The sequence below is a fragment of the Sodaliphilus pleomorphus genome, assembly GCF_009676955.1.
GTDB classification, from domain to species: domain Bacteria; phylum Bacteroidota; class Bacteroidia; order Bacteroidales; family Muribaculaceae; genus Sodaliphilus; species Sodaliphilus pleomorphus.
In genome coordinates, this window is record NZ_CP045696.1 from 1847412 (window position 1) to 1867927 (window position 20516).

The 20516-nt window shown below is 54.0% G+C and carries 15 protein-coding genes and 2 tRNA genes; 14 read left to right on the plus strand and 3 right to left on the minus strand.

Annotated elements, in window-relative coordinates:
• The first annotated feature begins 124 nt into the window (after positions 1-124).
• The 9 genes from GF423_RS07365 to GF423_RS14265 all read left to right on the plus strand — a co-directional run bounded on the left by GF423_RS07365 (position 125) and on the right by GF423_RS14265 (position 11022).
• Positions 125-2068, plus strand: coding sequence for an IS1634 family transposase (locus tag GF423_RS07365; protein ID WP_154326416.1), 1944 nt, complete (start codon positions 125-127; stop codon positions 2066-2068).
• A 140-nt stretch (positions 2069-2208) separates the two neighbouring features.
• Positions 2209-3057 (plus strand): DNA/RNA non-specific endonuclease, encoded by an 849-nt coding sequence (locus GF423_RS07370; protein ID WP_154327738.1) that lies wholly within the window; start codon positions 2209-2211, stop codon positions 3055-3057.
• 73 nt (positions 3058-3130) lie between these two features.
• Positions 3131-3967 (plus strand): DNA/RNA non-specific endonuclease, encoded by an 837-nt coding sequence (locus GF423_RS07375; protein WP_154327739.1) that lies wholly within the window; start codon positions 3131-3133, stop codon positions 3965-3967.
• 70 nt (positions 3968-4037) lie between these two features.
• On the plus strand, positions 4038-5414 hold the full coding sequence (gene mnmE / locus GF423_RS07380; RefSeq protein ID WP_154327740.1) for a tRNA uridine-5-carboxymethylaminomethyl(34) synthesis GTPase MnmE: 1377 nt from the start codon (positions 4038-4040) through the stop codon (positions 5412-5414).
• A 272-nt stretch (positions 5415-5686) separates the two neighbouring features.
• Positions 5687-6787 (plus strand): cation diffusion facilitator family transporter, encoded by a 1101-nt coding sequence (locus GF423_RS07385; protein WP_154327741.1) that lies wholly within the window; start codon positions 5687-5689, stop codon positions 6785-6787.
• Positions 6788-7339: 552 nt separating this feature from the next.
• On the plus strand, positions 7340-7705 hold the full coding sequence (locus GF423_RS07390; RefSeq protein ID WP_154327742.1) for a hypothetical protein: 366 nt from the start codon (positions 7340-7342) through the stop codon (positions 7703-7705).
• On the plus strand, positions 7671-8153 hold the full coding sequence (locus tag GF423_RS07395; RefSeq protein ID WP_206113160.1) for a tyrosine-type recombinase/integrase: 483 nt from the start codon (positions 7671-7673) through the stop codon (positions 8151-8153). Before GF423_RS07390 ends, GF423_RS07395 begins: the two co-directional genes overlap by 35 nt.
• Positions 8154-8280: 127 nt before the next feature.
• Positions 8281-9978 carry an RNA-binding domain-containing protein gene (locus GF423_RS07400; protein WP_154327744.1) on the plus strand — a complete coding sequence of 566 codons (1698 nt, stop codon included), beginning with the start codon at positions 8281-8283 and terminating at the stop codon, positions 9976-9978.
• A 798-nt stretch (positions 9979-10776) separates the two neighbouring features.
• Positions 10777-11022: a cysteine peptidase family C39 domain-containing protein gene (locus GF423_RS14265; RefSeq protein WP_154329010.1), complete on the plus strand. Its 246-nt coding sequence runs from the start codon at positions 10777-10779 to the stop codon at positions 11020-11022.
• Positions 11023-11135: 113 nt separating this feature from the next.
• Here the strand turns inward: GF423_RS14265 and GF423_RS07410 are convergent, their stop codons facing one another.
• The 3 genes from GF423_RS07410 to GF423_RS07420 form a co-directional block, all read right to left on the minus strand.
• Positions 11136-11351 carry a hypothetical protein gene (locus tag GF423_RS07410; protein ID WP_154327745.1) on the minus strand — a complete coding sequence of 72 codons (216 nt, stop codon included), beginning with the start codon at positions 11349-11351 and terminating at the stop codon, positions 11136-11138.
• Between the two features lie 196 nt (positions 11352-11547).
• Positions 11548-11621, minus strand: a tRNA-Asn gene (locus tag GF423_RS07415).
• 45 nt (positions 11622-11666) lie between these two features.
• Positions 11667-11740, minus strand: a tRNA-Asn gene (locus GF423_RS07420).
• A gap of 188 nt (positions 11741-11928) precedes the next feature.
• On the opposite strand from GF423_RS07420, the gene GF423_RS07425 reads away from it, so the two are divergent.
• The 5 genes from GF423_RS07425 (at position 11929) to GF423_RS07445 (ending at position 20409) form a co-directional block, all read left to right on the plus strand.
• Entirely contained in the window at positions 11929-13674 is a 1746-nt protein-coding gene (locus tag GF423_RS07425) for a S41 family peptidase (protein WP_154327746.1), read from the plus strand.
• Between the two features lie 771 nt (positions 13675-14445).
• A complete protein-coding gene (locus GF423_RS07430) occupies positions 14446-16488 on the plus strand; it encodes a SurA N-terminal domain-containing protein (RefSeq protein WP_154327747.1) in 2043 nt (680 codons plus the stop codon).
• A 207-nt stretch (positions 16489-16695) separates the two neighbouring features.
• The gene (locus GF423_RS07435) at positions 16696-17121 is read left to right on the plus strand and encodes a SufE family protein (protein WP_154327748.1); all 426 of its coding nucleotides are present in this window, start codon (positions 16696-16698) and stop codon (positions 17119-17121) included.
• An 82-nt stretch (positions 17122-17203) separates the two neighbouring features.
• The gene (locus tag GF423_RS07440; RefSeq protein ID WP_154327749.1) at positions 17204-18766 is read left to right on the plus strand and encodes a peptide MFS transporter; all 1563 of its coding nucleotides are present in this window, start codon (positions 17204-17206) and stop codon (positions 18764-18766) included.
• Between the two features lie 128 nt (positions 18767-18894).
• Positions 18895-20409, plus strand: a complete 1515-nt coding sequence (locus GF423_RS07445; RefSeq protein WP_154327750.1) for a peptide MFS transporter — start codon at positions 18895-18897, stop codon at positions 20407-20409.
• Positions 20410-20516 lie beyond the last annotated feature (107 nt).

Sequence of the window (20516 nt, forward strand, 5' to 3'; positions counted from 1 at the left end):
TATGCCCGACGCCGGGACTTTGACAGTTAGAGTGTAAAATTTTTTCTAATGAATTGTTGCACAGTTCATTTTTTATTTGTATATTTGTAGCTAATAGTAGTTATTACATTAAAGGATTATCGATATGAAGGCGACATTCGGCACTACAAAGAAGGGCACGTGGGCTTACATCCAGAAGTCGGTGCGCATCGACGGCAAGTCTACCACAAAGACTGTCAGGCGGCTGGGGCTGCTTGAGGACATCAGGCGCAAGTACGGCTGCCAGGACCCGCGCCAGTGGGTCAGGGACCTGGCGGCCCGCATGACCGAGGAGGAGAAGGCCGGCAGGGAGCGCATTTCGGTTGACTTCTACCCGGGCCAGACCGTGGGGATGGGCGACCTGCCTCTGCGGGCGGGCGGCGACCTGATGCTGCTGCCGCTCTACAACAGGCTCGGCCTGCCCCGCATGTGCGCCGAGATCAAGAAGGCGAGCAAGGCGAAGTTCGACCTCGACGGGATATTGAGGACGCTGGTCACGGGCCGTCTGCTCTTCCCCTGCTCCAAGCAGAGGACGCTGCGAAAGGCGCAGGGGCTGGTGCGGCCCCCGAAGTTCGGCGAGGCCGACATGTACCGGGCCCTGAGCCTGCTCTCGGGCCACATCGACGACATCCAGGCCGGCGTCTACGCCTGCTCGGCCAGGTTCATGGAACGCAGGGACAGGGTGATCTACTACGACTGCACCAACTACTACTTCGAGATCGAGGACAACGACAGGGACACGGTGAACATAGAGACCGGCGAGCTCGTGGCCGGGCTGCGCAAGCGCGGCAAGTCGAAAGAGAACCGGCCCAGCCCCATCGTGCAGATGGGCATGTTCATGGACATGGACGGCATCCCGCTGGCCTTTGTGGTCTTCCCGGGCAACGAGTCGGAGCAGGCCACGCTCCAGCCGCTCGAGGATGTGCTGAGGCGCAAGTTCGGCCTGACCGAGTTCGTCGTCTCCACCGACGCCGGCCTGGCCTCGGAGGGCAACCGGCGCTACAACATGGACCAGGGCCGCGACTACATCTGCGTCCAGTCGATCCCCTCGCTGCCCGCCGCCGACCGCCGGGCCGCCGTCGACCCCAGGGGCTGGAGGCTGGGCTACTGCGCCGACGGGGAAAAGGCCAGGCTGCTGCACGAGAAGTACTCCGACGGCGGCCTCTACAACCTGGACGTGCTGCGCGAGGGCGGCCAGGCTGACAGCTCCCTGCTGCGCCAGACCACATTCTACAAGGAGATACTTGTCGACAAAACCGTGAAATGCCTCAACCCGCAGTGGCTCGAGGCCCGCAGGGAGAACCCCGGCGCAACGCCCGTCGACGCCCGGGGGCGACGCATCAGGCAATGGCAAAGCTCCTCCAGGGCCGAGAGGGTCATCATCACCTACAGCCACGACTTCGCCCTCTTCCTCAGGCACAAGCGCGCCGAGCGCCTCGCGGCGGCCAGGAAGATAGTGGCCAGGGGGCAGGCCAACCCGCGCCGCTCGCAGCAGTCACCGCTCAACTACATAGAGACCATACACAAGACCGACGACGGACAGACGGCCGTCAAGACCGAGATGGTCATCAATGACGACATCCTAGGGCAGGAGGAGAAGCTCGACGGCTTCTACGCCTACGCCACCTCGCTCGACGACGAGGCCGCGTTCGTGCTCAAGGCACGCTCCTTCCATCACGAGATAGAGCACCTGTTCCGCACCACCAAGACCCACCTCGAGGCCAGACCCGTCTACCTCTCCAGGCAGGACCGCATCCGCTCCCACTTCCTCGTCTGCTTCCTCGCACTGCTGCTGCTCAAGCTCCTGCAAAAGCAGCTGGCCGACTCGTTCCCCGAGGCCTACAAGGAGCACCCCCTGACCGTCGACCAGCTGATCGACACTCTCCAGAACCTGCGCTTCGGACAAATCCAGGGACTGGGATACGTGCCCATGTTCCAGCGCACCAGCCTCACCGACCAACTGCAAGAGCTTGCCGGTGTGGAAGTTAACAAACAGATAATCACAAAAGCAGCGATGAACGCGTTCTACCGAAAGGTTAACAAAGGTTAATCCTTGCAGCACCGAAAAATTAGCTACATTACTTTACTATGTAAAGTATTGTGTAGTAACACGTTAATACAACAAACTGTCAAATTAGGAAAGATAATAATTATTTTGTAATTTTGCGTCCCAAATTGTGCTTTTCTGACATGGCTCGTCGCAAAAAAAGAAGAGATGCCAAGTGGATGTATGCCCGACGCCTCTTGCTCGTGGGCTCGTGGGTGCTGCTCCTGGTGGTGATTCTGGGCGCCGTGTTGCGCTGGGGCGTGACTGGCGCCCGGCGCAGCCTCGAGATTGAGCGGGGCGCCCGGCTGCGCGACAGCCTCGAGGTGGTGAAACTGCCTGACCACACCCCCAGCCAGGTGCTGCGCTACGATGGCTTCACGATATATTTCAACAAGAAGTGGCATGTGCCCAACTGCGCGGTCTACGAGCTCACACGCCACGAGGCGCAAGGCTCGCTGCCCCGCACGGGCAGCTTTGTCACCGACTCGGCCGTGGCTGGCTGCGCCCGCCCCTGGGACTACACCCTGAGCGGCTATGAGCGGGGTCACATCGTGCCGGCAGGCGACATGCGCTGGAGTAGGAGGGCCATGGCGGCATCGTTTGTGATGACCAATGTGTGCCCGCAGGCCAAGGCGCTCAACCAGGGCGGCTGGAGCAAGCTCGAGGACAAGGTGCGCTCGTGGGCAGTGCGCGACAGCGCGCTCATCGTGGTGGCCGGCCCCGTGCTCACGCCTGGCATGGCTACCATAGGGCCCAGGCACGTGGCTGTGCCCAAGCACTTCTTCAAGGTGGTGCTGGCCCCCTATGCACGGCCCATGAGGGCCATCGGGTTTATCTATCCCAATGCCCGGGCCTCGCGGCCGCTCAGCCACTATGCCGTGAGTGTAGACCGCGTGGAGAGCGTCACGGGCTACGACTTCTTCAGCGCTCTGCCCCACGACGTGGAGCGCGAGGTGGAGAGCCGGGCCAGCCTCGACCAGTGGCTGCGTTGACCGCGCGGCGAGTGGCTCGATTTTTAAACTTGATTGTAAAAAAAAAACAGAGATATAACTAACAAATTTGGATATGAAACTCAGGAAATCTTCATTGCTCGCCATTGTTGCACTATTGGTGGTGCCTTGCATGGCACTGTGCCGCCACTACACCCCGCGCGGCAAGACGCAACGCACCGAGCGGGTGCAGGCAGCTCGCTCGTCGGTGGTCACGGGCCAGGGCATCGGTTCGCCCCTGCTCAAGGTGGGCGTGCCGGCCGGCGTGCCCAATGTGCGTCTCGACTACGACGCAATGATTGTGTACTTCAATCCACGCTACCATGTGCCCAACTGCGTGATCTACGACTACACGGCCACGCTGGCCGCCATGAGCGACGCACCGGGGGCCGAGCGGCGCAAGAACTACAAGTTCAACCCCGACCCCAATTGCAGCTCAAGCCCCGACTGGAGCGACTACCGCGGCTCGGGCTACGACCGTGGACACATGGCCCCTGCTATGGACATGCGGTGGAGCCCAGTGTCGATGACGCAATGCTTCTACATGACCAACATGTGCCCGCAGGAGCACGGCCTCAACGGCGGCTGCTGGCGCACGCTCGAGCAGACTGTGCACAAGTGGACCAAACGCGATAAGCGCCTCATCATCGCCACTGGCCCGGTACTGGGCAATGGCATGGACATGATAGGGCCGCGTCGCAACATTGCCGTGCCCAAGGCGTTTTTCAAAGCCGTGTATGCCCCTGCCCAGGGCCGCGCCATCGCCTTCTTGTTCAACAACGTGCGCACGACCGGCGGCATCAAGGATCACGTGGTGAGCGTGAGCTATGTGGAGCGTGTGACCGGACTCTCCCTCTTTCCTGGCGTGAGCGCAAGCATCAAGTCGAAGAGCGACTACTACCAGTGGAAATAATCGATTGTTTCGTGGGCTGGTTTCTTCGTTTTGTGTAAGTTTAACCTATTGTAATAAAGATAATTGATCGATGTATATCAACGATGATACTATTGTGGCGGTGTCGACGCCCCACGGCATGGGCGGCATCGCCGTTGTGCGTGTGAGCGGCCCGCAGGCTGTCGACACGGTGGCTCGGCGCTGGCAGGGAGCCCCGCTCGGCACCATGGCCAGCCACACCGCCCACCTGGGCCGCATTGTCGACTCGCAAGGCCAGCTGCTCGACCAGGTGGTGCTCACCATTTTTCGTGCCCCGCACTCGTTTACGGGCGAAGATGTGATCGAGATCTCGTGCCACGGGTCGATGTGGATTCAGCAGCAAGTGGTGGTCACCCTCATCGATGCCGGCTGCCGTGCCGCCACTGGGGGCGAGTTCACCCAGCGCGCCTTTGCCGCCGGCAAGATGGACCTCTCGCAGGCCGAGGCCGTGGCCGACCTCATCGCCTCGCAGAGCCGGGCCTCGCACCGTGTGGCCATCAACCAGATGCGTGGCGTCTTCAGCCGCAAGCTGGCCGAGCTGCGGCAGCAGTTGTTGCAATTTGTGTCGCTCATCGAGCTTGAGCTCGACTTCAGCGAGGAAGATGTGCAATTTGCCGACCGCGGCCGCCTCGTCGACCTGGCACGCCACATCGACAGCGTCATTTCGGGACTGGCCCAAAGCTACAGCTCGGGAAATGCCATCAAAAACGGCCTGCCTGTGGCCATTATTGGCGCTACCAACGCCGGCAAGTCGACCTTGCTCAACGCCTTGTTGCACGACGACCGCGCACTGGTGAGCGACATCCAGGGCACCACGCGCGACGTGATCGAAGACACCATCACCCTCGGGGGCACGCTGTTTCGCTTCATCGACACGGCAGGCCTGCGTGAGGCCAAAGACGAAATCGAGTCGATGGGCATCGAGCGCAGCTACAAGAAACTCGACGAGGCCCAACTTGTGCTTTGGGTGGTCGACACTACTGCCCCTGTCGAAAGTATCGACGATTTTTACCGCCAGCTTGCCCCCCGCTTCGAGGGAAAACACGTGATAACGGTGCTGAATAAAATCGATTGTGCCGACCCCGCACAGCTGCAGCGACTGCAGCGCACTTTGCCCAATACGTCGCTCATTTCGGCAAAAAACGGCGATGGAATCGACGGGTTGCAACAGCACATCGTCGCAGCTGCCGGCCTGCCCCAAATCGACGACAATGCCCTGATCGTGACCAATGCACGCCACTACGAAGCCCTCACCCGCGCCCGCGCCGCCATCGAGCGCAGCATCCAGGGCCTGAGCGACGGCCTGAGCGGCGACCTCGTGAGCCAGGACATACGCGAGTGCATGTACTACCTGGGCCAAATCACCGGTGAAATCACCACCGACGACATCCTGGGCGAAATCTTCTCCCACTTCTGCATTGGAAAATAGCAACAATAAGCACAGCTGGTAAGTTGCTGTCTCTATTCCTTGCAGCATACTGTCAGAAAAGAATACGGCTGATTAAATATGGGTGACGCATTGACGAAGTCAGGAGGTGAGAGACGTGATAAGTGGATTTCACCGGCGGCACCGTTTAATGTCGTTTTGATAACAAGAGCGCATAGGGAATAGAATCTCGGCGCTCTTTGTGGTTGAATTTAATCAGAATTCCCATATGTTTCGTACCTTTGCCAAAAGAAAAGAGGTGAAATAAAGAAGAAGTGAACAGGAATCAACAGATCATCCGCACGAGTGTGGTGGGCATCTCCGCCAACCTCTTCCTTGCCGCCTTCAAAGCGGTGGCAGGATGGGTGGCAGGGTCTGTGGCTATCGTCATGGACGCCATCAACAACCTGAGCGATGCGCTCTCGTCGGTCATCACTATTGTGGGCACCAAATTGTCGGAAAAGCCTGCCGACCGCAATCATCCCTTTGGTTATGGCCGCGTGGAGTATTTCAGTGCCATCATCATCTCTGTCATCGTGTTCTCTACGGGTATCCTCTCGTTGGTGGAGAGCGTGAAGAAGATCTTTCATCCCACCCAACCGACTTATACCGCAATTACGCTGGTCATCATCATTGTGGCTATTGTCGTTAAGATTGTCTTGGGCTGGTATGTCAAGAAACAGGGTGTGAAGTTGCAGAGCAATGCCTTGGAGGCCATTGGCGCCGATGCCACTTTTGATGCAGTGGTGACCCTCTCGACCCTCGTCTCCGCCGGCATCATGCTTATCACGAACATCAACCTCGACGGCATTCTCGGATCCATTATCTCGCTCGTCATCATTAAGGCGGGTATTGAAATGATTGGAGCGCCGGTGGGACAGCTCCTCGGAAAGAGCATATCAAGGGACATGATGCACAACATCATGCAGGACGTGAATCAGTTTGCCGGAGTGCTCGGTGTCTATGATGTCATCCTCAATTACTATGGTCCCAACGCCATCATCGGTTCGCTCCACGTCAGCGTGCCGGAGTCGATGACGGCCAGGCGCATCCATGGCCTTACACGGTCCATCACCAAACTGCTCTACGACAAGTATCATATCATTGTCACAGTGGGCATCTATGCCGTAAGTGACCATGGCAAGGATGGTGAGCTGCAAAAAAGCGTTATGAATTTCCTGAAGAACTATCCACATATTGAGCAGGTGCATGGCTACTTCCATCTTGAGGAGAAACACACCATCACCTTCGACGTAGTGCCCGACGATACCATCCATGACGACAACGCTTTCCATTTCCAGCTCTTGCAGGCTGTCCGCAAGGTCTATCCCGAATATATTTTCGACATATACATCGACCATGTCTACTGTAAGTAAGCCCTGATTCTTATCGTTGAGGATGAGGCCACGCCCATACTCTTCCTCGCTGACAAGGATGTCGTGGAGGACCAGCAAGGGGCATCGCTCGGCAATCGATTATATGTTGTGGCAACTGTTTTCTTTGAAAAGATATTTGATGATAGAACACTTGGGCCAAGGTTAATAAATAACAAAAATGTGTTCAGACGGACAATAAAAAAGAGAGTTACAAAGGTGTAACTCTCTGATTCTTAAAGCGCTTCAAGATGGACTTGAACCAACGACCCCCTGATTAACAGTGCTAAAAGGCGATATTTAACAAATATCACAGGATATTATTCGATTGATAATCAGATAGTTTCTGAAAATATGATATTCTATGATAGGGTATAAAACTCAATAAATAAGAAACTCTATGTACACCACATGTACACGGATATAAGGCTTTTTTAGGGTACTTATTGTAAATGTTTTTCTCACAAATCGCCTATTTTAACATTTTAACTATAATTCTACGGATAATCAGGGTGTTTATGCTGACTTTGCAACCTAAACCAACGACAGTACAAAATGAAGACAGCAACCGCAAATACAAAACAATCGGTATTGTTCAACAACCATGTTGGAGATTGCTATCTCGCACTCGCCTTAGACAAGCGCAACCCGACACGTTCGGTCAACTCCGAGTATCCTCTCTGCATGCGTTTCACTGTCAATGGCGAGCGATACTACTATAATCTCGGCGAGTCGTTTACGGAGCAGGAGATAGCTGTGATTGCTGTGGCGACAGGAAATGGAGAGAGAAAAAATGGTATTGAAACCAACTATGAGAAGCAAACTCGTCTGCGCAATGTGTTTCAACACTATGTCGACTTTGTGATTCAGCTTAATGCCAATGCTCTTGGACAAGTATGCTGCCAAACCAAAGCTGGGTAAACGGGTCTTTCCTTATATTCTTGATGCCATTAAAGACGATGACTCTTCCGAGATGAAGAAACGGGTGCATCAGGAGAATCGAAATATTCGTGACCGTCTTGAAAAGGTTTGTCAAAGCCTTGGATGGACCACACATCTGACGAGCACGTATGCCCGCCATTCCTTTGCGAGCAACCTCAACGAGCAGGAGGTCCCACGCTCCTATATCAGTGATGCCATGGGACATAGCCTTGGCAACCAGGGGCAGATTACGCAAAGATACATATCGCCATATTCTTTGGAGAAGCGCATGTGCTATAATGCCTTGCTGCTCCGTAAGGATGAGGAAACGTTGCTGGCATCAGATAGTCCTCAGCGTCCGTTGGGACAAACGTTCCTCTGTCAACCAAAGGCAAACTTCTGCAGAAATTCGAGTCGTTCTCTGAGGAAGATCTCAAGGAGGCATTGATTGCATTGAAGAAAAAAGAATTGCAGCGATTGGAGGATGACGACTTCTGAGCATAAATCTGCCGATTGTTTGGGTGAATGAAAATAAATGGGTAAATTTGAGACGACAATTCCGTCTTATGACAAATATGAACAACAAATACTTGGACATTTTCATCCATCTATGGAATCATGCGGAGAACGAGATCGTAGAGTTCAAGAAAGCAGAGCATTCCTTTGATATTGACGAGCTCGGCAAATACTTCTCCGCTCTCAGCAACGAGGCCAATCTGCGTGAACGTGAATGTGGCTGGATTGTCTTTGGCGTATGGGATAAACAGCATAAGATCGTAGGAACTTCGTTCAAAGAGGGAGAGGTGGCCGTGAATAAGTTGAAACAGGATATGTCACAGCATACTACAGATAATCTTATCTTCCGTGACATCGTTCCTATAGAAGTAGAGGGTAAGCGTATTTTGTTGTTCCAAGTTCCTGCCTCGCCACGTAATATCGTCATGCACTGGAAAGGTATTGCATATGGTCGTGATGGAGAGAGCCTGAAACCGCTCAACCAAGCCAAACAGGACGCCATACGCCAACAGCCACCTTTACCCGATTGGTCAGCAGGACTGGTTCCCAACGCAACTGTGGAGGACCTTGATGAGTTGGCTTTGGCAAAAGCAAGGATAGAGTTCAAAAAAGTCCATTCGTCTAACATCTCAGCAAGCGAGGTGGATGCTTGGAGTGACGAAGATTTTCTTAGTCATAGCATGATGATGCGTGACGGGCAACTCACCCGTGCTGCCATCCTGCTTCTTGGCAAACCTATGTCAATACAAAAGATCTATCCTGCGGTGGCTCAGATAACATGGACTTTGGAGGACAAGGACAGAAATGTTATAGACTATGAACACTTCACGATACCTTTTATATTGACTGTCGATAAGGTACTGGCTAAGATACGAAATATGACCATGCGAGAGCTGCCCGGCGGTACGCTCTTTCCCGATACCATGAAGCAGTATGACGAGTATACTATCCGCGAGGTGATGCATAATGCCATTGCCCATCAGGACTATACCCTCCAACAACGCATAGTCTTTGTGGAGAGCCCTGACCAACTCTATTATGGCAATGGCGGCTCATTCATCCCTGGAACAGTGGAGAATGCGCTTGAGCATCGTGGGCCGCAACTCCATTACCGCAACGAGTGCCTCTGCCGTGGTATGGTCAACTTCAATATGATAGACACCGTAGGTCGTGGCATTCGTAAGATATACACGGAGCAGCGCAATCGCTTCTTTCCCATGCCCGACTACGATATCGACAACGAGCACCGCACCGTAGGCGTAACTATCTATGGCAAGATGATAGACGAGAAGTACACAGAATTGCTAAAACATGACACATCGCTGACTTTGAAAGAATGCATTTGGCTTGATGCTGTACAGAAGCACCGTCCTCTTACGAAGGAGGCTACAAAATATCTTCAGGATAGGGAATTGGTTGAGGGTAAGTACCCTAACCTAACCATTTCCCTTTCTGTAGCAAAGTTGACTAACCAACTTGGGCACTATACAAAGGAGCATGGACTTGCAAAAGAGGCCATAATCAAGCTCGTGTTACAGCTTGCTCATAATGCTGGTAAAGAAGGTTTTAAGAGGCAGGATGCTTTCGAGACCTTGGAAACAGCTCTTCCTATAAGTAACAGCAAGGATAAGAAACTCCGATTTATAAGTAATCTGCTCGTGTCTTTAAATAAGGAAGGGTTGATAACTATGACTAAAGTAGGGAGACGGTGGGCTATAACCAAGTTAGGGGAAGACAAACTTAGATTGCAAATATAGCAGCGTAATGGCTTTTAGTCGAATTTCGACTAATTTAGTCGAAAACGATAGTAATTTAGTCGAAATTCGGTCGTAAATGGTCTTAGAATAGTCGAAAACGGTCTTCTTGGGGGCGTAACTCGGTCGTCGCCTGACGTTTAAATAAATACGCACCTGTTATGTGTATTGATAATCAAAGAGATGGCAAGACGACCGATGTAACGATTAAAAAAAAAGAAGTTTTGCTTTGCTGCGTGTCTCAAAGCTCTCTCAAATCGATGAATTTCCTTCAGACCACTTACAGACCACGCAGAGGTCTTAACAGACCACATAGGAATTCTAAAATATCCTAATAGACAAGAAGTTACATGCGTAAAATAGTGTCTAAAATATACGGTCAATGTATGAATATGTTCGTTAAAAATAAAAGAGCCAGATGTTTTATGCGCATAATCTTGTATTGAACATACATTATTTTCTGTGAATGTATGAGTGAGCTCGTTGGTTCGGACGGACAAAGGAAGAACTGCTGAGTCTGTTGCTTGGATAGAAATGGCCTATCGGAAAGAGAACATAACATTCTGTATGTACACAAATATAAAAAACATCATTTTATTTTTCGGTGAACAATATCTTTAGTGTATTTACCGAAAAATAAAACCACATTTATGGCTATAATTGGAAGAGAAAAGGAGATAGAGGAATTTAGGCATTTGTACGATAGCGGCAAAGCTGAGTTCGTGGCTATCTATGGACAATTGCGGAATTAAGGTTGTAATAAAAACATTGAAATAGATGAAAAGGGTTGTATTGCTTTCAATGATATGCCTCGTGGCGATAACATCGACCGCACAGAGCATTAGCGGGTGTGTGATTGACGAGCAAGCGCAGCCAAGTCGCCAGGGTCGTAGGGAACCACTGGGTATTAGTTGTATGCAAATGATATGCGCACACTCTGGAAAGAAATATAATCAAGATTTCCTCTCTAATATTTGTCATGCCACAACCCAAGGAGTGTCTCTTCTTGGCATAAGGGATGCCGCCGTCAAACTCTTCCTTGGCTAACTTACGCATCTGCGTATCCTCATGTTTGTAGTAGGCTTGCGTACTCACACCATGCAGTCCACAAAGCAACGTGACGGCATATACCCTCATGTCGCTCTCGTGAAGCCTACTGACTACTTGGTACCCAGCTTTTTTAGGTCTATACCACACACATCATTGCCGAATGCCACCATCTCCTCATAGAAGTCGGCACGCAGCTTCTCGCGCTTCAGCTCTCCTTTTAGACGTGCCACCTCATCTTGAAGAGCCTTATAGTCATCAGAAGTGGCATTCTTACCATTTCTACTGCGATCCAACAGGGATTGGAGCCTCTCATTTTTCTTTTCCATCTTTTCATTTTGAGGTGTCAACCGTATTTAAAAAAAGACAGTCAATGGATGTCTATTATATGTTGTGGCAACTGTTTTCTTTGAAAAGATATTTGATGATAGAACACTTGGACCAAGGTTAATAAATAACAAAAATGTGTTCAGACGGACAATAAAAAAAGAGAGTTACAAAAGTGTAACTCTCTGATTCTTAGAGCGCTTCAAGATGGACTTGAACCAACGACCCCCTGATTAACAGTCAGGTGCTCTAACCAACTGAGCTATTGAAGCAAAATGTGGGATATCAGGTTTAGAGTCCATATCCCTGGACTTGAGCGCTTCAAGATGGACTTGAACCAACGACCCCCTGATTAACAGTCAGGTGCTCTAACCAACTGAGCTATTGAAGCAGTTGCTTGCCACGCAGGGAAAAAGCAACCCTTGCGTGAATTGCGGTGCAAATGTAGCCCAAAAAATTGAATGGTGCAATACTTTTTGCAAAAATGTTTAAAATTTAGCCCCTGAGGTGAAAATTGGGGGGCTGCCACAGCCGCAATTCCAGTTATAAGTAGTACTTTAGCAGTCAAAATAGAAACAGATGGGAAAAACGCTAAGAAACCTGGCTCTTGCAGCCCTGGCCATAGGGCTGGCAGCTCCGGCGGCCATCACGGGCCAGTCGAAGAAGCAGAGCGATGACGCTGCAGTGATACGCAACCTGGATATATTCAACTCTATCTACAAGGAGCTGAACACCTTCTATGTCGACACACTCGATGCCAAGCAGACCATAACGACGGCCATCAACAGCATGCTCGACAACATCGACCCCTACACCGAGTATATCCCGGCCGAAGACCAGGACGACTTTATGGTGATATCGACGGGCGAGTATGGCGGCATAGGGTCCTATATCATGACGCGCCACGACAGCACGGGCGTGTGCATAAGCGAGCCCTACGAGGGCAGCCCGGCGGCCAAGGCGGGCCTCAAGCCGGGCGACCGCATCGTGGCCATCGACGGCGACACGGCCACCAAGTGGAAAGACGGGCAGGTGAGCAAGCGCCTGAAGGGGCAGGCCAACACGCAGCTCAAGCTCACGGTGGTGCGCCCCTATGTGAGCGACAGCGTGAAGACCTTCACCATCACGCGCGAGAAGATAAAGGTGAACCCCGTGCCCTACTATGGCGTGACGCATGGCAACCTGGGCTACATCAACATCACCACCTACAACGAGCACACGGCCGAGCAGGTGAAGGCCGCCGTCGAGGCCTTGCAGCATAACCCGGCTGTGAAATGCCTGGTGCTCGACCTGCGCGGCAATGGCGGCGGCCTGGTCGACGAGGCGGTGAAAATGATAGGCTTCTTTGTGCCAAAAGGCACCGAGGTGCTTCAGACCAAAGGGCGCAACACGCTGAACTTCAAGTCCTACAAGACGACCGAAGATCCCATTGCACCCACCATGCCGCTGGTGGTGATGGTCGACGGCGGCTCGGCCAGCGCCAGCGAGATCACGGCTGGTGCCCTGCAGGACCTGGACCGCGCCGTGGTGGTGGGCTCCCGCTCGTTTGGCAAGGGACTTGTGCAGCAGACGCGACAGTTGCCCTTCGACGGAATGCTCAAGGTGACTGTGGCCAAGTATTACATACCCAGCGGCCGCCTCATCCAGGAGATTGACTACTCGCATCGCAACGCCGACGGCGAGGCCCAGCGCATACCCGACAGCCTCACCACCGTGTATCACACGGCCCACGGCCGCGAGGTGCGCGACGGCGGCGGCATCACGCCCGACATCAAGGTTACCTATCCCGAGCTCAACCGGCTGGTCTACAACATTGTGCGCGACAATTGGGCCTTTGATTTCGCCACCAAGTATGCTGCCGAGCACGCCAGCATTGCGCCGGCTGCCGAGTTTGCCGTCACCGACACGATATTCAACGAGTTCAAGAGGTTTATCGACCCCAAGCGTTTCAACTACGACAAGGTGTGCGAGCAGGGGCTGAGCCAGCTCAAGAAGGTGGCCGAGGCCGAGGGCTACATGACCGACTCGACCAAGGCCGAGTTTGCCAAGCTCGAGAAGCTGCTCAAGCACAATCTCGACCACGACCTCGACAACAACCGCAAGTCCATATCGCAGCTGCTCTCGGGCGAAATCCTGAAGCGCTACTACTACCAGCGGGGCGTGATAGAGAACTCGCTCAACACCGACGAGGCGCTCGACAAAACCGAGGCCATGATATCGAAGCCGGGCGAGTATGAGCACCTGCTCAACCTCGACGCCAAGACCAAGACCAAGGCCAAGGCGCCTGCCAAGCGGGCCGCCGGAAAGAAGCGAAACGGCAAGTGAGCCTTGTGGGCCGCTCGCGGCGCGTAGTGTGAAATCGCCTGCCGTGGGAAGGAAAATGGTGCCGTTGGTCGATAAAATCGACCTTTGTGCCGAAAAAACTTGCACAACACAAACTCGTAACTTAACTTTGCACTAACACACAAGACGAAAGACAAATAGATAAATTTTGTTTTTTTCATTTTAACATCATGTTTTAGGTTTGTTTAGGGTTAAAAGTTAACCGGCGAAATTTTAATTCTGTAAAAAACTGTTTTAAGGAAGTTTTAAAAAAACGACCGAAAGAAGTCTCGCAACCGGGGCTTCTTTCTTTTTGGGTAGGCAATAGCCATGCAGCTGAGCTTCCGTCTGCCTGTGTCACTGTCCTCCCTCGAGCAGGTTGGCAGGCAGCGGCAGGTTTCTCCTAAAGCGATGTGAGGTGCCTGCGCCGCGCCGCGACATGGTTCTTTACATTGCTCTTGTTTCGCCTTTGCCGGCTCTGGCGGCGGGTGGGCGGCAAGCATGGTCGAGTGGCCCCGACTTGTGCCCAAAACCACCCGCGCAAGGGCTTTGAAACACAAAAGGATAAAATAAATTGTCCTCTGCTTTTGGTGTTAAACCGAAAATTGCTATCTTTGCGTGTTTCTTTGGCAAAAAATGCTAAATAGACCGAAAATAAGGAAATAAAACAAAACTTTATTAAATAATGGCAGCATTAGAGAAAATTAGAAAAAGATCTGTGATCTTGACGATTGTGATAGGCGCCGGCCTTCTCGCCTTCATCATTGAGGGGGGGTGAGTGCCTCGCAGTCATTCTTCAACGACACCTCGGCCGCTCGCGTGGGCAGCGACAAGATCGGCGTCCAGGAATTCAACCAACGCTATGAGCAAATGACCCAAGACAACCAAAACCAGCAAAACAAGCAAGACGCCGCTGTTGAGCAGCAACAGCTGCTCACCCAGATGGAGATGGAGACCCTGCTCGACAACGAGTGCGAGGCCAACTCTATCGACGTGAACGACGACGAGCTCTCGATGGTGGTCAACAACAGCCAGATGGGTCAGCAGATGACACAATATATCGCTCAGCAGCTGGGCCAGAACATACAGTCGCCCGCTCAACTCGACCGCATGATACAAGCCAACCCCGAGAAATTCCAGCTCGTGGCAGGCAAGTGGAACGAGATGAAGAAGCAGGCCAGCGACATGCTGCGCTCGAGCGTGCTCCAATACATGGTCTCTAACGCCATTCAGCCCAACGACCTCGAGCTGAGCGTGATGAACGCCGAGAACAGCGACACCTACGAGGTGAGCTTCGCCAAGAAGGACTACTCGACGGTGGCTACCGACAAGAAATACCAGCCCAGCCAGAGCGAGATCGAGGCTGTGTACAACCAGTACAAGAACCTGTGGAAGATCAACGACCCGCAGGCCCGCCTGCACTATGTGGCCGTCAACATCGCTCCCAGCAAGGCCGACCTGGCCGCCGCCCAGAAGGTGATCGACAAGGCCAAGGCCGTGATTGCCGGTCCCAACGGCGTCGACTCGCTCAAGAACATAAGCGAGTTCAGCAACATCCAGAACAGCAAGATCACCCTGGAGCAGGCCAAGCAATTTGCCCAGCAAATGGGCGACTCGGCGTTTACCGCCTTTGTGAGCGGCGGCGCCAAGGGTGCAACCCACTTCTTCGACAAGGGCAACAACCACGTGATCTTCAAGATCACCGATGTGGCTGAGCTCGTCGACACTGCCAAGGTGGTGGTCGTGGAGGTGCAAGGCGACAAGGCCAAGCAGAACAAGGTGCTTGCAGCCCTCAACGCCGGCCAGGACGTGAGCAAGATGCAAGGCGTGCAGGTTGCTCCCGAGCAGCCCATGCAGGTGCAGAACCCGCAACTGAGCGACAGCGTGAGAAATCAGATTGAGGCCAACGCAGCCACTGGCAAGTACTTTGTGCTGCAAAGCGATGCCAAGAACGGCGCAGCCCTGTTGAAGGTGAACAGCGCAGTGAAGAAGACCTTCTACTCGCTGGCTGTGTCGAGCTATGAGGTGGTGGCCAGTTCCCAGACGAGCACCAGCACCCAGGACAAGCTCCAGACCTTCTTGAACAAGAACAAGACGGCGGCCGCCTTTGAAAAGAATGCTGCCAAGTATGGCTATGCAGCCCAGGAGGCATTTGTCAACTCGGCCACTGCACAGCTGGGTGGCAACCCGCAATTTGGCATGCCGGGCATCACCAACTCGCGCAAGGCCATAAAGTGGGCCCTCACCGAGGGCAAGAAGGGCACCGTGTCTAACATCTTCACCGACAACAACGACGTGCTCGTGGCTGTTGCGCTCGACGACATCTACGACGGCGACTTCCTGCCGCTCACCGACCCCGAGGTGCTCACCTTCTGCACCAACAAGGCCCGTGCCCTGAAGATCGCCAAGGCCATGGAGGCCCAGTACAAGGGCAAGGCCAGCAACGTGGCCGGCTATGCCAAGCTCTTCGGCACCACCCCCGACGTGACAAGCGTCACCTTCGGCAACGACCAGGTGATGAAGATCAACACCACTCCGCTCAGCCTCGACGGCCAGGAGGGCGACGGCGGCTTCATAGGCCGCGTGGCAGCTGCCAAGCAGGGCAAGACCTATGTGTGGGCCGGCAACAGCGCCATCTATGCCTTCACGGTGACCAAGACCACCAAGAGCGCCATGAAGCTCAAGAAGGAAGAGCTCAAAAACCGCTGGATGATGCAGTATGGCATCATTTCCAACCAGCAGATGGGCATCGACCGCTTTACCAGTGTGCTCATGACCTCTAAGAAGATCAAAAACAACCTCGTGAAGTTCCAGTAACCACACTGCGAGGAAAACCGCGACAACTTTACAACTCCCGCATACAATGCCGCCAGCCGCAACGCTGGCGGCATTTTTTGCCTCGGGGCGTTGTAGAAATCGAAAATATTGCTTAATTTTACACGCATATAAACAAAAATCACATCCCTGCAGCCCTGCCGCATGCAAAGTTGCAGGGCGCTACAACAAAATCAATCACAACACGCTATGGCCACTATCAACGAAGTACAGGACGAAATTATCGACGAGTTTGAAGGCTTCACCGACTGGATGGACAAGTACCAGCTCATCATCGACATGGGCAACGCCATGCCGGCCCTCGACGAGAAATACAAAACCCCCGACAACCTCATCGACGGCTGCCAGAGCCGCGTGTGGCTGCAGGCCGACTATGTCGACGGCAAGGTGGAGTTTCAGGCCGACAGCGATGCCATCATCGTCAAGGGCATCATCTCGATGCTGGTGCGGGTGCTCAACGGCCGCACGCCGCAAGAAATACTCGATGCCGACCTCTACTTTATCGACCGCATAGGGCTGCACGAGCACTTGTCGCCCACACGCAGCAACGGGTTGCTGGCCATGGTGAAGAAAATCATGGCCTATGCCGTGGCCTTCAAGGCGACTCAGGGCTGAGACCAGCCCTGTCACAGGCCAGGAGCGGCACAGCTACAGCACGCAATCTTTTTAATTAACTCCATAAAACATCCATTACACTATGTTCAAAAACCATCCCAAGGGGTTGATCCCCGCCGCCCTGAGCAACATGGGCGAACGCTTTGGCTATTACATCATGAATGCAGTGCTGCTGCTGTTCTTGTGCTCCAAGTTTGGCTTGAGCGACGAGACGAGCGGTATCATCTACTCGGTATTCTATGCCCTGATTTATGTGCTGAGCCTCTTTGGCGGCTTTGTAGCCGACCGCACGCAAAACTACAAGGGCACCATCATGGCCGGCCTGGTGGTGATGGCCTCGGGCTATGTGCTGCTGTCGATACCCATCATGTCGACCGCGAGCAACATCGGGTGGCTGCTGCCCTTCACCTGCTTTGCCTTGCTGCTCATCGCCTTTGGCAACGGCCTGTTCAAGGGCAACCTGCAGGCCATTGTGGGCCAGCTCTACGACAACTTTGAGGCCGAGGCTGCCAAGAAAGGCCCCGAGGCTGTGAAGGCCGTGCAGGGCAAGCGCGACTCGGGCTTCCAAATCTTCTATGTGTTTATCAATGTGGGCGGCCTGGTGGCACCCTTCATTGCTCCCTACCTGCGCCAGTGGTGGCTGGGCACCAAGGGGCTGCTCTACAATGCCGAGCTGCCGGCCCTGTGCCACAAGTTTATCGAGAACCGCGCCGGCATGACTGGCGAGGAGAGCAGCAACCTGGTCAAGCTCATGCACGACGTGGGCGGCAACGTCAACGACATGGCCGCAGCGTGCACGGGCTATCTCGACGCCTTCAACACCGGAGTGCACTACTCGTTTATCGCCAGTGTGGTGGCCATGCTCATCTCGCTGGTCATCTTCGTTGCCTACAAGCGCATCTTCCCCACGCCGGCCAAGAAGGAGGCTGCTGCTGCGGTTGAGTATACCGCCGAGGAGAAGGCTGCCATGGGCAAGGAGATCAAGCAGCGCATGTATGCCCTCTTTGCCGTGCTGGGCATCGCCATCTTCTTCTGGTTCTCGTTCCACCAGAACGGTCAGTCGCTCTCGGTGTTTGCCCGCGACTTTGTGAAGACCGACTCGATAGCTCCCGAGATATGGCAGGCTGTGAACCCCTTCTTTGTGATCGTGCTCACGCCCATCATCATGTGGATATTTGGCGTGCTGGGCCGCCGCGGCAAGACGATCTCGACGCCGCGCAAGATTGCCTATGGCATGTTTATCGCCGGCCTGGCCTACTTGTTCCTCATGATCTTCTCGCTGGTCAACCATTATCCCTCGGGCGAGCAGTTCAAGCTCATGAGCGTCACGGCCAAGGAGAGCATGAAGGCTGGTCCGTGGGTGCTCATCGTCACCTATTTCTTCCTCACGGTGGCCGAGCTGTTTATCTCGCCGCTGGGCCTCTCGTTTGTGTCGAAGGTGGCTCCCAAGCACCTGCAGGGTGTGTGCCAGGGCTTGTGGCTGGGTGCCACGGCTGTGGGCAACCTGCTCATCTGGATAGGCCCGCTCATGTACAACAAGATGCCCTTGTGGGAGTGCTGGGGTGTGTTCCTGGCCGTGTGCCTGGTGTCGATGGGCGTGATGCTGGGCATGGTGAAGTGGCTGGAACGCGTGACGGGCGAGTAAGCGCTGCTGCCGCGGTGTGATCCACGCCACGACGATTTAGCATAGTCATAAAAAGTCGCAGGATATTATCATTCTGCGACTTTTTTTAGTACTTTTGTGAAAGTACAACTTTAAAACAGAAAATCGTTATGTTTGAAAATCAACCAAAGGGACTTTGGGCATTGTCGCTTGCCAACACGGGCGAGCGATTTGGTTACTACACCATGATTGCCGTGTTCGTTTTGTTTTTGAAAGCCAATTTCGGCCTGAGCGCGGGAGCGGCCGGGGCCATCTACAGCATCTTTATGGGCTTGGTCTATTTCCTGCCCTTTGTGGGCGGCATCATGGCCGACAAGTACGGCTATGGCAAAATGGTGACCATGGGCATCGTGGTCATGTTTCTGGGTTACCTGTTTCTGGCAGTGCCACTGGGCGGCAACACGGTAGCCCTGGTGGCCATGCTCGCCGCGCTTGCCCTCATCAGCCTGGGCACGGGCCTGTTTAAGGGCAACTTGCAGGTGATGGTGGGCAACCTCTACGACGACCCGCGCTACAGCGACCGCCGCGACTCGGGCTTCAGCATCTTCTACATGGCTATCAACATAGGGTCGCTCTTTGCGCCCACCGCTGCCATAGGCATCATGAATTATGTGCAATCGCGATATGGTGTGAGTGTGAACGACTCCTACCACTACGCCTTCGGCATCGCCTGCCTGTCGCTCATTCTCTCCATTGCCATCTACTATGCCTTCCGCGGCAGCTTCAGGCAGACCGAGAACATAAGCAGCAAGAGCGCTGCCAGCGACCAGGTTGAGGAGATCTCCAAGGAGGAGACCAAGAGCCGCATCACGGCTCTGTGCCTCGTGTTTGCGGTGGTCATCTTCTTCTGGATGGCCTTCCAGCAAAACGGCCTCACGCTCACGCTCTTTGCCGATGAGTTCACGGCCAAGACCTCGTCGGGCTTGCAGAGCATGGCCTTCGACGTGTGGAACCTGGTGTTGCTCATCTTCATCGTCTATGCTCTCTTTGGTCTTTTCCAGAGCAAGCATGCCAAGGGGCGTGTGATCTCGGCCCTGGTCATCGTGGCCAGTGCCGCGGTGCTCGTCTACCGCTACATGCACCTCGCAGGCAGCATCGACATTGCAGCCCCCATCTTCCAGCACTTCAACCCCTGCTTTGTGGTGATGCTCACGCCGGTGAGCATAGCACTCTTCGGCTCGCTGGCCAAGAAGGGCAAGGAGCCCAGCGCCCCGCGCAAGATTGCACTGGGCATGCTCGTGGCAGCCGCAGCCTATGTGATCATGATGGTGGGCTCGATAGGCCTGCTCTCGCCTGCCCAGCAGAAGGTGGCAGGCGACGCAGCTACATTTGCCTCGCCCAACTGGCTCATCTTTACCTATATGACCCTCACCTTCGGCGAACTGCTGTTGTCGCCCATAGGCATCTCGTTTGTGAGCAAGGTGGCACCGCCCAAGTACAAAGGCATGATGATGGGCGGGTGGTTTGTGGCCACCGCCGTGGGCAACCTGCTGGTGAGTGTGGGTGGCTTCTTGTGGGGCAGCCTGCCGCTGTGGAGCGTGTGGTGCGTCTTTGTGGTGCTGTGCCTGCTCTCGGCGCTGTTCATGTTTGCTATCATGAAGCGGCTTGAGAAGGTGGCCAAGTGAGGCGTCGCGTGAGACGTTGCGACAACAACACACACACAAAACATACAAACCCCGCGTGTGACACTGGCGAGCGTGCAACTGCTGCATGCCGGCGTCACACGCTTTTT

Excerpts from the sequence above, each read along its gene's own strand:
- GF423_RS07365 (WP_154326416.1), top strand. The coding sequence starts at position 125 with ATGAAGGCGACATTCGGCACTACAAAGAAGGGCACGTGGGCTTACATC.
- GF423_RS07370 (WP_154327738.1), top strand. The coding sequence starts at position 2,209 with ATGGCTCGTCGCAAAAAAAGAAGAGATGCCAAGTGGATGTATGCCCGA.
- GF423_RS07375 (WP_154327739.1), top strand. The coding sequence starts at position 3,131 with ATGAAACTCAGGAAATCTTCATTGCTCGCCATTGTTGCACTATTGGTG.
- mnmE (WP_154327740.1), top strand. The coding sequence starts at position 4,038 with ATGTATATCAACGATGATACTATTGTGGCGGTGTCGACGCCCCACGGC.
- GF423_RS07390 (WP_154327742.1), top strand. The coding sequence starts at position 7,340 with ATGAAGACAGCAACCGCAAATACAAAACAATCGGTATTGTTCAACAAC.
- GF423_RS07400 (WP_154327744.1), top strand. The coding sequence starts at position 8,281 with ATGAACAACAAATACTTGGACATTTTCATCCATCTATGGAATCATGCG.
- GF423_RS14265 (WP_154329010.1), top strand. The coding sequence starts at position 10,777 with ATGATATGCCTCGTGGCGATAACATCGACCGCACAGAGCATTAGCGGG.
- GF423_RS07410 (WP_154327745.1), bottom strand. The coding sequence starts at position 11,351 with ATGGAAAAGAAAAATGAGAGGCTCCAATCCCTGTTGGATCGCAGTAGA.
- GF423_RS07425 (WP_154327746.1), top strand. The coding sequence starts at position 11,929 with ATGGGAAAAACGCTAAGAAACCTGGCTCTTGCAGCCCTGGCCATAGGG.
- GF423_RS07435 (WP_154327748.1), top strand. The coding sequence starts at position 16,696 with ATGGCCACTATCAACGAAGTACAGGACGAAATTATCGACGAGTTTGAA.
- GF423_RS07440 (WP_154327749.1), top strand. The coding sequence starts at position 17,204 with ATGTTCAAAAACCATCCCAAGGGGTTGATCCCCGCCGCCCTGAGCAAC.
- GF423_RS07445 (WP_154327750.1), top strand. The coding sequence starts at position 18,895 with ATGTTTGAAAATCAACCAAAGGGACTTTGGGCATTGTCGCTTGCCAAC.